We start from the raw sequence: 13937 nt of genomic DNA, 5'->3' as shown, positions 1-13937 counted from the left end.
GTTCCCTATTTTCTTGCCACCCATTCAAGTAAGATGAATGTTCATATAAAATTTCGCTATGGTTCATATGAGCGCCACATGAACAAAGGACTTGGGAACAGCTTATTTTTTGATTTGACCCATTACTTCGTCAGCAAAGTTTTCTTCACGTTTTTCCATACCTTCGCCAACTTCGTAACGGACGAATTCTGTTACTGATGCGCCGTTTGATTCTACATATTTTTTAACTTTTTGATCTGGATCTTTAACGAAACCTTGTTCCAATAGGCAAATTTCTTCAAAGAATTTACCTAAACGTCCTTCGACCATTTTCTCAACGATATGCTCAGGTTTACCTTCATTCAATGCTTGAGTTTTTAGCATTTCGCGTTCTTGATCCACTTCATTTTGCGGAACCTCATCACGAGATACAAATCGAGGGTTAACTGCTGCGATATGCATAGCAACATCTTTTGCTACAGATTCATCTGTTGTACCTTCCAATACGGTTAACGCTCCGATTCGGCCACCCATGTGAGTATAAGCACCAAACGCAGCATTGTCATCTTTTGTTAGTAGGCCAAAGCGACGAAGTGATAGTTTTTCACCAATTTGTGCAATGTTTTTATTGATGAACTCTTGTACGGTATCGCCTTCACCATTCAATGGCTGTTCAAGAGCTTCTTCTACTGTAGAAGGATTTTGACTTAGAATATGGCTTGCTAAAGCATCCAATAGTTCCTTGAACTGATCGTTCTTTGCAACAAAGTCTGTTTCACTGTTTACTTCGATCAATACAGCAGCATTTCCGTCAACTTTGATATGAGCTGATCCTTCTGCCGCAATGCGGTCTGCTTTCTTTGCTGCTTTAGAAATTCCTTTTTCACGAAGATATTCAACAGCTTTATCCATATCTCCATCCGTTTCAGTTAACGCTTTTTTACAATCCATCATTCCTGCGCCTGTTTTTTCACGTAATTCTTTAACCATTTTCGCATTTACTGCCATAAGAATTCCTCCTTCAGGTAATTGGGTATCATATCGTTAAGACGAAAGTTTTCTAAAAAAGGGTGATAAAAGGTTCTGTTCCCCCTTATCACCCTTTACCTTTTACTCTTCTACTTTTTCTTCTGTCTTTTTCTCTTCTGTTTCTTCACTCGTTGCTTCTTCTTCAGAAGTTGTATCTTGCAGTTCTTCACCTTGTTTTACTTCTAGAATTGCATCAGCCATTCTGGAAGTAAGTAACTTAACCGCACGGATTGCGTCATCATTTGCTGGGATCACGTAATCAATCTCGTCTGGATCACAGTTTGTATCAACCATCGCTACGATTGGAATATTCAATTTCTGTGCTTCTTTCACAGCAATTCTTTCTTTACGTGGGTCGACAATGAATACAGCGTCTGGTAAGCCGTTCATATTTTTAACGCCACCTAAGAACTTTTCAAGACGTTCTTTTTCTTTAAGAATCATAACAACTTCTTTTTTCGGTAATACGTCGAACGTACCGTCTTCTTCCATTTTTTCGATGTCTTTCAAACGATTTACTCGTTTTTGAATGGTTTGCATGTTTGTCAATGTACCACCCAACCAACGTTGGTTAACGTAGTACATACCAGAGCGAATTGCTTCGTCTCTAATTGTATCTTGTGCTTGTTTTTTGGTACCGACGAATAAAACTTTCCCTCCGTCTTGTGCCAAGTTTTTCACAAAGTTAAATGCTTCATCAACCTTTTTAACTGTTTTTTGTAGATCGATGATGTAAATGCCGTTACGCTCCGTGAAGATGTATTTTTTCATCTTCGGATTCCAACGACGTGTTTGGTGGCCAAAATGCACACCTGCTTCTAGCAATTGTTTCATTGAAATTGCTGCCATTGTTCATTCCTCCTATGGTTTTTATATTCCTCCGCTCACTTCATCAACAGAACAGAACTTTTTGAAAGCACCACTGTACTGTTTCGACGAGCGTGTGTACTAACACCAAAAGTAAATATATCATATTGATTTTACACTAGCAAGTGTTAATTCGACAATTGTGTATGAATTTTAATCATTAGTTCGATCTCTGTCACACCTACGTTTAATTGTTTAGCAATTTGATCTGCTGAATAGCCTTGATCGTAAAGGTGCATCACTCGGCTTTCCATTGTTAGCTCATACACCGGCTCATGTTCTTCTTGTGGAATAAGTGGTTCATAATCCAGTTCATCGGGGAAGTTTTCTTTGGTAAAGAAGGGCTCCTCTTCAAATTCGGTCGAATCCTCTTTTTCTATGACTGATTCTTTGCTTTGTTGCTGTTGCGTTCTTTGCTTATCTTGTTGTTTTTTCATTTTGTTTATTTGTTCGGTGAATTTCTGGTTCTCTTCCTTGATCTCTACTAAATAATTATGGAATAGTTCATCAATTTCTTTTTCTTTCTGTTCAATAACATTTTCTCGCTCTTTATTTTCCTGAAGTTTCTGATAGAGAAGAAACAGAAAAATGAATGTAACGCCATGTAAAATTAAGCTTAATAGTAACACGTCGAACCCTTCTCCAATCGCTAGCGTGAATAATCAATCTTCTTTCCTAAATAAGGATGATTTAATCTATTTTCCTCTGTTCGTTGCTGTTTCAAAGGTCTGTGATGTTCGTTTGATTGTCGGACTTGGTTGCTATCATCTGCATCCCTATGAATTTGCGTTTGATCTTTTTGTTCTGATTTTATTACTGCTTTTCGCATCTTTTCTGCTTCTTTTAAATGATTCTGGCCGATAAAGTCTTGACTTTGTTTGCCGCGTTGTTGCAGTTGATCTTGGAGTTGACTGTGTTCTTGAACTCTCGGCAGTGCGACTTGTAATTCTACACCCTTCCAACTCACTTAACTCACTCCTTTTTTTATAAAGGAATGATCGAAAAATCTTGATGTTTGTAGACAACCGATACGTGTTTATATTCTTGTTGAATGGACATGGAGTACTTTCCGACCATTACATGAACATTTGGATACAGGATACCATTTACATCCATTTTCAAAAAATCAAATGCTTCCTTCTCTTCGTTCAATGTAAATTGTTTTTCAAGCAACTTCTCAAGTTCAATCTTTGTCATGTTATACGTGTTTCTTTGACGCAACATCGCTACACGTTCTTTGCTTGATAGATCCCTAATTTGTTTGACTTCTTCTAAACGTTCTCCCAATAGTTTTAACTTTTTTAATTGGTCTTGGGCTTGTTCAATTTTTGACTCTAGTTCATTATACAAATGCATGACATCCATACTATGGCCTAAATAAACTTCTGTCTTTGTTTCTAAACGATTGCCGAAATCATTTCCTTCAATTTTCTTACCGACAGATATATGTCCTCCAATAATATGTCCTCGGTGGCAATAGAGCATATCTTGAGCATCGATGTGACTATGTAAACAAGAATTTTCAATAATGATATTTCTACCTGCTTTAAGATTTGCTTGATTAATATTCCGTACGCGAATATCCATTCCGGCATCAAGTCTTCCATTACCAGCCGCATATACACCCTCATGGACAAAAATCGAACCCCCGGCTTCCAGGGTGGCAGCTTCGACAGTCCCTTGAATCGTTATATCGCCTCTTGCCTTTAAAGAGAAACCTGTGGGAACGTCACCATTTATAACGATTGAACCATTAAAATCAATGTTGCCTGTCTCCATACTCACCGATTTTTTCACTTCATAAACAGGAAGTACTTGTATTTGTTTTGAAATCAAACTGACTTGGCCGCTTCCGGTAGCAAATATTGCCTGGTGCTCTTCCTGAAATTCTGTATTTTTTCCAGCCTTCATAACTGCTGGTTTCCCGGGCTTTGCCTTAACTACGTTACCTGTAACATTCATTCCATCCTTTGATTCTGTTGGCGGAATAATGGTAACTAATTTCGTGCCTGTTTCGACCTTTGGAATGACCATGATTTCTTTGAAGTCAATATGCTCTTGATCGTTTATCTCGATTGTTGTTCCTAATTGTACGTGATATTTCAACATACCATTCTTCCCATGTTGAGGCGCAAGCCCTCTTGCAAAGACAACGGGATCTTGGTTAATTCGAAAGTTTTTAATCATCGTTAATAAAACATCTTCCAACAACCCATATGTTACGTTTTTCGAACGAGCAAAATCAAAAAGATCTTTTAAATGAATTTGTTCTTTTAGTTCGTGTAATTCTTGGGTAGATCGATGTTGTAATACCTCACGGTTAAACTCTATAAGTGCTTGCATTTTATCATCACTAATCTGGATTAGAAAGACGCTCGACAAATCCAAGTTTTTTTCACTCCTAGTCACTGAACGATTTATTGAACAGTCGTTAAAAGGCTTTTCAGTTTTGCAATGGATTTTGTATGTATCTGTGAAATTCGAGAAGTCGAGAGTTGAAGAATCCCCCCAATTTCTGTGAATGTCAATTCTTCTTTATAAAATAGTTGTAGGACAAGCTGTTCTTTTTCATTCAGTTCTGTAATCACTGTTACCAATTCATTGATTTGCTCTTTTTTCAAGCTGGACTCTTCCGGCGTATACGCTTGTCTATCTGGTATGGTGTTCCTTAAGCTCTCCCGATGCTCGGGTTGTTGTTCACTTTTTTGTTCTTCAATCGATAGAAAATTTGCGACAAGTGTATCTTTTACAATTTCTGAGGTTTCTTGGTGGGATATGCCGACTTCATTTGCGATTTCACTGATTTTTGGTTCTCGATTCAATCTCTTTTCCAATCGCTCCGTTGCTTGCTCGACTATTTTTGCTTTTTCTCTGACAGACCTTGGCAGCCAATCTTCCTTTCGTAAACCATCAATGATCGAACCTTTTATGCGAAAAGAAGCGTACGTATCGAATTTTAAATCACGGTTGGGATCGAACTTTTCTAATGCATCAACCAACCCCATAAAAGCCAAGCTTTTTATATCCTGTCTTTCCACATTCTTCGGTAATGTTGTATAAATGCGGTTGACTTGATAATCCACTAGTGGCATGTAGTGTTCAACCAATTTATTCCCAGCTTGCTCATCCTTATCCTGTTGCCATTTTTTCCAAATTGTCTTCAAGGAATCTTCGGTTAATACCATAATATGTAACCTCCTGAAACTCAGGCTTTCTGATTATATGAACTGTTCACCTTGCTGTATGGTCCGAACCTTCAAAAGTAAACTCTCCGTACTGAATTCGATTGTCCGGCCTTTATTTCCGCCAACATCTTCAGCAAGGAGTGGTATGTTATGCTCTGTGAGCACTTCTTTTACTGCATCAATATTTCTTGGCCCAATCCGGATTGTATCTTTCCCGCTTTGATTGGTGAACATTTGAGCTCCACCCGCAATTTTAGCTTTCATTCGGCTCTTTTTAGCATTCTTTTGCAGCATCATTTCAATTAGTGTCGCAATTCCCGTATCTGCAAATTTACCTTGTTTAAAATCCTCAGTTTTGGCAATTGACGAATCAGGAAGCATCACATGGACCAATCCAGCTATACGGATTTGTTCATCATAGATCACAACGCCAACACACGAACCTAGTCCGATTGTGGAAATCGATCCTGGGTGTTCGACTACGTTTAAATCAGCTATTCCAACCTTGACAGCACCCAGAACCTTACTCATGATCGGCAACTCCCAATACTTCAAAAATTTGTTGAAATGCTTCTGGGTCCGGTAATAAAATAAAATGACCTTGTAATGGGTTCTTTTCCGATGTTTCATCACTGAAAACTGTTTCAATCATAATTGCGTGGTCGGATACTTGCGAAATTTCGATTAGACCTGCAGTCAACATTGCACCCAGCATATCTATAGCGACAGAAGGAACGGATTGATGTATTTCCAAATTTGTAAAGTCAGATAACGCACGCACATAGGATCCAGTTAAAATATTTCCTAATTCCATAAAAGCAGATATTGCGAATGAATCGCCTTCTATTAAGGATAAGTTCTTATTGCCGGTCAGCAATCCAACAAATTCTTCTGCTTCAGCCGGATCAATCACAAAAAACATGCTTCCTTTTAACCGTCCTTGTAACTCTACATGAATAGCAGCTTGTACTTCTTCCTTCCCACCTGCCCTTTCCATCATTTCATCAAAGGAAACAACATGTACAACTGGCGTTTTCATGTGTACGGGTTGATTCAACATTTCAGATAATGACGTCGCAGCGTTACCCGCACCGATATTAGCGATTTCTTTTAAAACATCTTTGTGGATCGCTGTATAATCAAAAGGATGATTCATAATACTTCCTTTCCACCAGCAGAGTTATTTTTCCACTGCTGATAACTGATTCACTTCTTCATTGGAGAGTACTCGATCAAGATTTAACAGAATTAATAACCGATGTTCCAATTTGGCTACACCACGGACATAATCAGTGTCCACCGAACCAATTACTTCTGGTGGTGTTTCAATGTCATCTTCACTCAAGTCAACAACATCGTTCGCTTCATCAACAATCATACCGACTTCTTTATCATCAATGTGCACGATAATCATTCTTGACCGATTAGAATACTCACTCGTTTCCATACCAAAACGCTCACGTAAATCAATGACCGGTGTGACAATACCACGTAAGTTTATGACTCCTTTAATAAACTTCGGTGTATTGGGAATCCGAGTAATTTCTAGCATTCTCTCGATTGAACCGACATAATCGATTGGCACCCCATATTCTTCATTTTGCAACCTGAAGACGATCACTTTAACTTCTTTTGACACTTTGCTCATCTAAACAGCCTCCTTATTTAATTAGTGAATGCGTATCTATGATTAACGCCACTTCTCCATCGCCGAGTATTGTCGCCCCTGATATGGCAAATATGTTCGTTAGATAGTTTCCTAAATTTTTCAAAACAACTTCTTGTTGCCCGATCAGTGAATCAACTACCAGACCTGCCACTTGTTCACCTTTACGAACAATGATAACGGATTCATAGGCAGATTCATTAGCAGAATCTGGCACTTCCAGCACATCACGTAAAAAGATAAGTGGAATCACAGACTCTCTGAAATGCATCATCTGTTGTCCTTGTACGGTAACGATTTCTTCCGGTTTGATCAGCGCCGTTTCGATGATTGTTGAAAGTGGTACGGCATACGTTTCATTACCAATCGTGCTTAACATGACTGAGATAATTGATAATGTCAGTGGGAGTTGGATCGTAAACGTGGTCCCTTTTCCTTCCTCTGATATAATTTCTATTGTTCCGCCCAAGGATTCTATTGTATTTTTGACAACATCCAGTCCCACTCCTCGACCAGATATATCAGAAATCTCGTCCGCTGTTGAGAATCCACTTGCTAAAATGAGTTCATCGATTTTTCGATTCGATAGCTGATTCGCTTGTTCAGGTGTGACCACCTGATTTTCGATGGCTTTATTCAATACTTTTTCTCGATTAATTCCTTGTCCATCATCAGAAATTTCAATATACACATGATTGCCACTGTGATAAGCCTTTAACAACACGTGTCCTTGGCGATTTTTTCCCATTTTTTCTCGGACATCTGGCGTTTCAATCCCATGATCTAACGAGTTCCGGATTAAGTGGACTAAAGGATCCCCAATCTCATCGATTACCGTTCGATCGAGCTCTGTTTCGGCACCTTCAATATCCAATTGAATCTCTTTTTGTAACTCTCGTGTCAATTGGCGAACCATTCGTGGAAAACGATTGAAAACCTGCTCAATCGGGACCATACGCATGTTTAAAATGATGCTTTGTAAATCACTGGAAATCCTGGTCATTCGACCGACCGTCTCTGTTAAATCATTATGCTCCATTTCATCGGCGATTTGTTCTAGTCTTCCTCTGTCAATGACTAGCTCTTCAAACAAATTCATCAATGCATCCAAACGATTGATATTAACACGGATGGTTTTATTTGCTGCTTGTTTTCGTTTGGATCCAGAATTTTCTTGGGCTTCCTTCGTTGTGGAATCAAGTTTTGTTGGTTCTTGATTTATTCCTATGTTTTCTGTTCGTTCCGTTTGTTTTTGATTGCCGATTGGTTGAATGCTCACCTGCTTAATTTCTGATACCTTCATGATTTTGTCAGTTATTTCTTTCTGTTCGATCGAAGTCACATAGGCCACATCAAACTGTTGATCGAATTCTTCATTTTCAAGTACTTCGACTGAAGGAACTGACTTAATTATTTCGCCTTCCTTCTCTAGGATCTCAAATACCATATAGACACGTGCTGCTTTCAGCAAACAATCATCCGCCAGTTGAATCGTTAAGTGATAAGTATGTAAACCTTCTGCTTTTGCTTGGTTAATCACCGTTTCTTCAAACGAATCGAGCGTGAGTTCTTTGCTAGTGACATCCTGGTTGGAAGCTACAGAATCATCCGAAACATCTTCACCTTTCTCGATTGCTTTGAGTTGATCTAAAATAGGTTGTATTACACCTTTTCCATCACCGCCCGAAGAGATATCACCGACCATTTCCTCAAGCTTTTCGACAGCATGCAATAACATATCCAGCAAATTAGTAGATGCTGGTAATTGATTGTTTCTGACTAGATCGAGAACATCTTCCATTTGATGTGTTAATGTCGTCAATTCTTCATAGCCCATTGTTGCAGACATACCTTTTAATGTGTGTGCCGCACGAAAGATCACTTCGATATGTTCCATATTCGTAGGGTCTTTTTCTAGGTCGAGCAATCCATCGTTGATTGTCTGTAAATTTTCGTTACTTTCATCGATAAAAATACCTAAATATTGGCTAGTCTCCATAAATGTTCCTCCCTATTCGTTCACCAATTCCACCAGTGTCGAGGTGATTTCATCCAAGCGTCTGATCAAGCAACCATTGATATGTTCAACAATAGATTTGGGCATTCCGTAAATCAATGCTGTTTCCTGGGATTCAGCGATGATGATGCTCCTTGTATCAAGTTGTTTCAGTTCCATAGCTCCATCTGTTCCGTCTGTACCCATCCCCGTAAGTACAACCGCTAGTTTATTTGTGTTTTTTAATGTAGCAACCGATGAAAACAACTTATTCACGGATGGTCGATGTCCCTTTTCCGGCTCTTCTCGGTTGATGTCAATGACAAGTGAACGATTAAGTTGTTTGAGTTGAAGATGATAATCTCCAGGTGCAATATAGACAACACCATTGCGTAAAATCTCTCCAGGTATTGCTTCTTTTACTTTGACAGCTGAAAGCTCATCCAGCCGCTCAGCAAGTGATTTTGTGAATTTCGCAGGCATATGTTGTACGATGACGACTGGTGCATGAAAATCATTGGGCAACTGAGTGATGACTTGTTGTAAGGCTTTTGGTCCACCTGTTGAAACGCCAATACAGACCACTGTTTGTTTATGTATAAATGGCGGAATGTGCTCGTTATTATTTATATCGAACTTTTTCCGTAAATGTTGATATTGTTGACCACTTGATGTTTCTGCTGCTTGAATGATTTTCTCGGTAATCTCTGATGCCACTTTATGTATATCCAGTGAAATGGGTCCAGAAGGCTTGGAAATAAAGTCGATTGCCCCTATACGAAGGGCTTCAATCGTTTCTTTCGCTCCACTTTTTGTTGTACTAGATAGCATAACGACTGGCATGGGATGACTTTTCATAATTCGTTCCAATGTTTCTAGTCCATTCATCTTAGGCATTTCTACATCTAACGTTACAACGTCCGGTTTCAGATCTTTCAATTTTTTAAGTCCGTCTACTCCGTCTCTAGCTGTTCCGACGACTTCTAATCGCTCAGATTGCTGAACAATATCGGAAATCATTTTTCTCATGAATGCTGAATCATCTACTATGAGTACTTTATATGGTTTCATCGCCGGGCAACCTTTCTTTCGTTGTGGTGATTTCATTTTCTATTGAGATAGAAAAATAAACGTGTTTCTGTGTGGCTCGTTTGAATATCGGTTCGGTTGATACGACCATTCTTTTTTATTAACTTGAAACTAACTTAACGAAATAACTTCGTTTTCATTTTCTCTATAAATGTTATTGATCGCTCTGTGTCGGGCGATTCTTTTTGCTCATATTGAGTGACAATTTTATCTAATTGTTTTGAGATTCGAGATTTTGGAAAAGATTCTATAAAAGGAATTTGCTTTTTTACAGACTCTGACACTGCAGGATCATCTGGCAAGCTACCAGCAAACCGAAGTTCACAGTCTAAGAAATTCATGGCAACTTTCCTAAGTCGTTGATACACTTGCCATCCTTCTGTACTTTTAGCCGTTCGGTTTACGAGTAAGGATAATTGAATATCTTTGTTGTCCGATTCAATTAATAGATGCTTTATTGCCGCATAGCTATCGGTCAATGATGTAGGTTCTGGTGTCGTTATAACAATAGATTCATCAGCCGCTTCTAAAAACGCTAAATGACTTTTTGTCATCCCTGCTCCTAAATCCAAGAGAATGTAATCAAAAAAATGAAGAACCTCTTGAAATTGCTGAATGAAATGCATCCTTCCCGACGTGTTTAATTCAAATAAATGCGATAAACTGGTACCGGCTGCGATAAAAGAAAAATAGTCAGATCTTGATTCAATTATATCAAATATGCTCATTTTATTCTCTAGCATTTCAGCCATAGAATGATCTGGACTCATACCTAGTAAGACATCAATATTTCCCATGCCGATATCTAAATCAATCAGTAGTACTTTTTTTCGCCGATCCGCTAGGCAAAGCCCAAAATTAATCGCATAATTCGATTTACCCACTCCACCTTTACCACTGAATATAGCAATCGCTTTTGCAGATTGATTATTCTCTTGGTTTATCATCAAATCTCGTAGTTTCGATGCTTGATCATTCACCATGATTTTTCACCGACCATCAACTGGGCGAGAACCTCAGCGTCGACAGTTAAAAGGTCATTCGGTACATCTTGACCGATTGTCAACGTATGGATAGCAAAGTGATGTTTCTTCCATAAGTTATAGATTTGCCCATAGGTTGATGTTTCATCTGCTTTTGTAAATATAACCGTATCAACGGGCAATTTCGAAAATTGTTGATAGATTGTTTCCATATCCTCTTCCTTAGCCGTCAGTGACAGAACGCACATCAACTTGTCCTGTTCTTTGAACTGGGCGATCTCTTTTAGTTGATTGATATATTCGCTGTTCATATAGTTCCGACCGGCCGTGTCAATATAGATGAGATCCTTATCTTTGAATTTTTCCTTGGCAGCTTCTAAATCTTCTGCATTATAGGCAACTTCAATAGGTATATCTAAGATCTTCGCATACGTTTTTAACTGCTCAATTGCTGCAATTCGATAAGTATCCAATGTAATAAATGCAATATCTTTCGCGTGTTTCATTTTAGCGTCGGCAGCCAATTTGGCAATAGTCGTTGTTTTACCAACACCTGTCGGACCTAGAAGATATATGAACTTTGAATGCCCTTCCGTTGATTCAATAGAGGAAGCCATCTCGTGTTTAAAAAATTCTTTTGTCACATTTAAAAGTTCAGATTCGGTCACTTTTTCATCATGTTTATAAAACGTTGATAATAGTATTTGAAGCACATGCGCACGTGTATCTTCATCGATTCCATTTTGCTGCAACTGTTCGAGTGTACTTTCGACCGGATGCGGGTAGCGATTCGATAAGGATAATCGAGTAGACACCTTTTCTCTCGACGATTCGGACTTCTGTAAATGCATTGGAAGTTTTGTTGGCATTACTGAATCATTTGCCGTTTGCTTCTTCTCTCGAGAAGATTGGCGTATCCGAGTCGGCTTTGGATCGACTGCTGCCAAAACCTCTATATTTCTTTTCCCGAACAGACCAAAGAAACGACTGGTTTTAATCTCACGTGAATCTAGTATAACCGCTGATTCACCCAATTCTTTTTTCACTTGATTCATTGCTTCTGGCATTGTCGATGCAATGTATTTTTTTACCTTCATTGTACATTCACCACCCCACTGCTTTCTACTTCAACAGTTGGTTCCAATTCGTTATAGGATAAGACGACCGTTTCTGGTAAAGCTCTTCCGATAATTTGTTTTACATACATCCGAACAGCAGGAGAACACAAAACAATTGGAGCTGAATCTTGGAAATAGGCTTGTGTGAGCTCTTGGTGGACAGCTTCGATTAATTTTTGTTGGTTTTCAGGGTCCATCGTAATAAAATTCCCGTGTTCTGTTTGTTGAATTCCCTCAACAACCATCTTCTCCACTTGAGGAGACAAGGTAACAACTTTTAAAAATTGATTCTGAGCATATTGATTGGTAATTTGCACAGATAGCGCTTGGCGACAATATTCTGTCAGCAGATCTGTATCATTTGTCATTTTTGAATAGTCAGCTAATGTTTCAAAAATAATTGGCAAGTTACGAATGGAAATTTGCTCACTTAACAACTTGGCTAGCACTTTTTGAATTTCTCCAACAGACAATGGTTCCGGCGTAATTTCCTCCACTAAAATCGGATGCGTTTCTTTTAAGTGATCAATCAACTGTCTTGTTTCCTCGCGACCAATCAATTCATGAGCATATCGTTTAATAACTTCTGTTATATGCGTTGAAACAACTGATGGCGGGTCAACGACAGTATATCCGAGCAATTCAGCTTCTTCTTTCATTTCTTCAGTAATCCATTTAGCTGGCAATCCGAAGGCAGGCTCTTTCGTTTCTATGCCGTCAATCCCATCATCCTCTAAGTCTGGACTCATCGCTAAATAATGGTTGATATACAGTTCACCTTGAGCAACTTGATTTCCTTTAATTTTGAGTTGATATTCATTCGGGTTCAATTGAATGTTATCGCGAATTCTTACAACTGGAATGACGAGTCCGAGCTCCAATGCTAGTTGTCGACGAATCATTACAACGCGGTCAAGTAGGTCCCCACCTTGATTTTGATCGGCAATCGGTATGAGTGCATAACCGAACTCAAATTCAATCGGATCTGTGTTTAACAACTGAACCACATTCTCCGGTGCTGCCATTTCTTGCGCACGTTCTTCCGTTTCATCGACTTCTTCAATTGGCTCAGCAGCCCTTTCTTCAGCTCGACTCAAGTAAAACCCACCAAATCCAAGCATACCGGAAATCACTGTCGTCAAAGCAAAATTAATCGGAGTTAATCCGAGTAAAAAAATCGTTCCTGCTGCTATATATAACAGTTTAGGAAACCGGAATAATTGACTCGTAACATCATAAGAAAGATTTCCTTTTGCCGCTACGCGCGTCACGATAATCCCTGTTCCGGTTGCAATTAATAACGCGGGAATCTGAGAGACCAATCCATCACCAACAGTCAATCGCAAGAAGACATCTACCGTTTCTCCGGCACTTAAGCCAAATTGCGTCATCCCGATGATAAAACCGAAAATAATATTGATCAGCACGATGACGATCCCGGCAATCGCATCACCCTTAACAAATTTACTCGCACCGTCCATTGCGCCATAAAAGTCCGCTTCATCTTCAATTTTTTCACGGCGATCTTTTGCTTGTTGCTCGGTAATCAAGCCTGCATTCAAATCGGCATCAATACTCATCTGTTTCCCAGGCATCGCATCCAAGGTAAAACGTGCAGCAACTTCAGATACACGCTCCGCACCCTTTGTAATGACAATAAATTGAATGACGACAAGAATAAGAAAGACGACAAAACCGACTAATGGATTCCCACCGGTCACAAAATTACCAAATGTATCGACAACACCACCAGCGTTTGCTTCAGATAGAATGGAACGCGTGGTAGAAACGTTAAGTCCCAATCGAAATAATGTCAAAAGCAGTAAGAGAGACGGGAATACAGAAAATTCCAATGCTTCTTTTACATTCATGGCAACTAAGATGACGACCAAGGCTAATGATATATTAATTAAAATGAGTACACTTAATAACGGCCCCGGTAAAGGAATCACCAGCATGATAATGATCATAATAACGCCGAATAAAACGGATAAATCTTTTATGGACATTCAGAAAAACCTCTTT

At 39.0% G+C, this 13937-nt stretch carries 14 protein-coding genes; all 14 read right to left on the bottom strand.

Features of this window, described 5'->3' with window-relative positions; genetic code table 11:
• Positions 1-102 precede the first annotated feature (102 nt).
• On the bottom strand, positions 103-987 hold the full coding sequence (gene tsf, locus KQ486_RS08540) for a translation elongation factor Ts (RefSeq protein ID WP_144159308.1): 885 nt from the start codon (positions 985-987) through the stop codon (positions 103-105).
• A 102-nt stretch (positions 988-1089) separates the two neighbouring features.
• Positions 1090-1857 (bottom strand): 30S ribosomal protein S2, encoded by a 768-nt coding sequence (gene rpsB, locus KQ486_RS08535; RefSeq protein WP_144159311.1) that lies wholly within the window; start codon positions 1855-1857, stop codon positions 1090-1092.
• Positions 1858-2003: 146 nt separating this feature from the next.
• Positions 2004-2504 (bottom strand): DUF6115 domain-containing protein, encoded by a 501-nt coding sequence (locus tag KQ486_RS08530; RefSeq protein WP_144159314.1) that lies wholly within the window; start codon positions 2502-2504, stop codon positions 2004-2006.
• 20 nt (positions 2505-2524) lie between these two features.
• Entirely contained in the window at positions 2525-2842 is a 318-nt protein-coding gene (locus KQ486_RS08525; RefSeq protein WP_144159317.1) for a hypothetical protein, read from the bottom strand.
• A 17-nt stretch (positions 2843-2859) separates the two neighbouring features.
• Positions 2860-4263, bottom strand: a complete 1404-nt coding sequence (locus KQ486_RS08520) for a flagellar assembly protein A (protein ID WP_144159320.1) — start codon at positions 4261-4263, stop codon at positions 2860-2862.
• Positions 4264-4292: 29 nt separating this feature from the next.
• The gene (locus KQ486_RS08515; protein ID WP_144159323.1) at positions 4293-5060 is read right to left on the bottom strand and encodes a FliA/WhiG family RNA polymerase sigma factor; all 768 of its coding nucleotides are present in this window, start codon (positions 5058-5060) and stop codon (positions 4293-4295) included.
• A gap of 33 nt (positions 5061-5093) precedes the next feature.
• Positions 5094-5591 carry a chemotaxis protein CheD gene (locus KQ486_RS08510; RefSeq protein WP_144159326.1) on the bottom strand — a complete coding sequence of 166 codons (498 nt, stop codon included), beginning with the start codon at positions 5589-5591 and terminating at the stop codon, positions 5094-5096.
• Entirely contained in the window at positions 5584-6216 is a 633-nt protein-coding gene (locus KQ486_RS08505; protein ID WP_144159329.1) for a chemotaxis protein CheC, read from the bottom strand. The genes KQ486_RS08510 and KQ486_RS08505 overlap by 8 nt, the downstream gene beginning before the upstream one ends.
• 24 nt (positions 6217-6240) lie before the next feature.
• Positions 6241-6708 (bottom strand): chemotaxis protein CheW, encoded by a 468-nt coding sequence (locus KQ486_RS08500; RefSeq protein ID WP_144159332.1) that lies wholly within the window; start codon positions 6706-6708, stop codon positions 6241-6243.
• Between the two features lie 13 nt (positions 6709-6721).
• Entirely contained in the window at positions 6722-8725 is a 2004-nt protein-coding gene (locus tag KQ486_RS08495; protein WP_144159335.1) for a chemotaxis protein CheA, read from the bottom strand.
• Positions 8726-8737: 12 nt separating this feature from the next.
• The gene (locus tag KQ486_RS08490; RefSeq protein ID WP_144159338.1) at positions 8738-9793 is read right to left on the bottom strand and encodes a protein-glutamate methylesterase/protein-glutamine glutaminase; all 1056 of its coding nucleotides are present in this window, start codon (positions 9791-9793) and stop codon (positions 8738-8740) included.
• Positions 9794-9927: 134 nt separating this feature from the next.
• Complete coding sequence (locus KQ486_RS08485; RefSeq protein WP_144159341.1) at positions 9928-10794, bottom strand: MinD/ParA family protein; 867 nt, start codon at positions 10792-10794, stop codon at positions 9928-9930.
• Positions 10788-11891 carry a flagellar biosynthesis GTPase FlhF gene (flhF, locus tag KQ486_RS08480; RefSeq protein WP_144159344.1) on the bottom strand — a complete coding sequence of 368 codons (1104 nt, stop codon included), beginning with the start codon at positions 11889-11891 and terminating at the stop codon, positions 10788-10790. The genes KQ486_RS08485 and flhF overlap by 7 nt, the downstream gene beginning before the upstream one ends.
• The gene (gene flhA, locus KQ486_RS08475) at positions 11888-13921 is read right to left on the bottom strand and encodes a flagellar biosynthesis protein FlhA (protein ID WP_144159347.1); all 2034 of its coding nucleotides are present in this window, start codon (positions 13919-13921) and stop codon (positions 11888-11890) included. Before flhA ends, flhF begins: the two co-directional genes overlap by 4 nt.
• Positions 13922-13937: the final 16 nt, after the last annotated feature.

The sequence above is a fragment of the Allobacillus halotolerans genome, assembly GCF_018967645.1.
In the GTDB taxonomy this organism is placed as follows: domain Bacteria; phylum Bacillota; class Bacilli; order Bacillales; family Alkalibacillaceae; genus Allobacillus; species Allobacillus halotolerans.
This window is presented reverse-complemented; position numbering and strand designations above follow the sequence as displayed.

What these genes read in the sequence shown, in the direction of transcription:
- flhA (WP_144159347.1), bottom strand. Translation starts at nt 13,921, where the DNA reads ATGTCCATAAAAGATTTATCCGTTTTATTCGGCGTTATTATGATCATT.
- KQ486_RS08490 (WP_144159338.1), bottom strand. Translation starts at nt 9,793, where the DNA reads ATGAAACCATATAAAGTACTCATAGTAGATGATTCAGCATTCATGAGA.
- KQ486_RS08500 (WP_144159332.1), bottom strand. Translation starts at nt 6,708, where the DNA reads ATGAGCAAAGTGTCAAAAGAAGTTAAAGTGATCGTCTTCAGGTTGCAA.
- KQ486_RS08485 (WP_144159341.1), bottom strand. Translation starts at nt 10,794, where the DNA reads ATGGTGAATGATCAAGCATCGAAACTACGAGATTTGATGATAAACCAA.
- KQ486_RS08510 (WP_144159326.1), bottom strand. Translation starts at nt 5,591, where the DNA reads ATGAGTAAGGTTCTGGGTGCTGTCAAGGTTGGAATAGCTGATTTAAAC.
- rpsB (WP_144159311.1), bottom strand. Translation starts at nt 1,857, where the DNA reads ATGGCAGCAATTTCAATGAAACAATTGCTAGAAGCAGGTGTGCATTTT.
- flhF (WP_144159344.1), bottom strand. Translation starts at nt 11,891, where the DNA reads ATGAAGGTAAAAAAATACATTGCATCGACAATGCCAGAAGCAATGAAT.
- KQ486_RS08515 (WP_144159323.1), bottom strand. Translation starts at nt 5,060, where the DNA reads ATGGTATTAACCGAAGATTCCTTGAAGACAATTTGGAAAAAATGGCAA.
- KQ486_RS08505 (WP_144159329.1), bottom strand. Translation starts at nt 6,216, where the DNA reads ATGAATCATCCTTTTGATTATACAGCGATCCACAAAGATGTTTTAAAA.
- KQ486_RS08495 (WP_144159335.1), bottom strand. Translation starts at nt 8,725, where the DNA reads ATGGAGACTAGCCAATATTTAGGTATTTTTATCGATGAAAGTAACGAA.
- tsf (WP_144159308.1), bottom strand. Translation starts at nt 987, where the DNA reads ATGGCAGTAAATGCGAAAATGGTTAAAGAATTACGTGAAAAAACAGGC.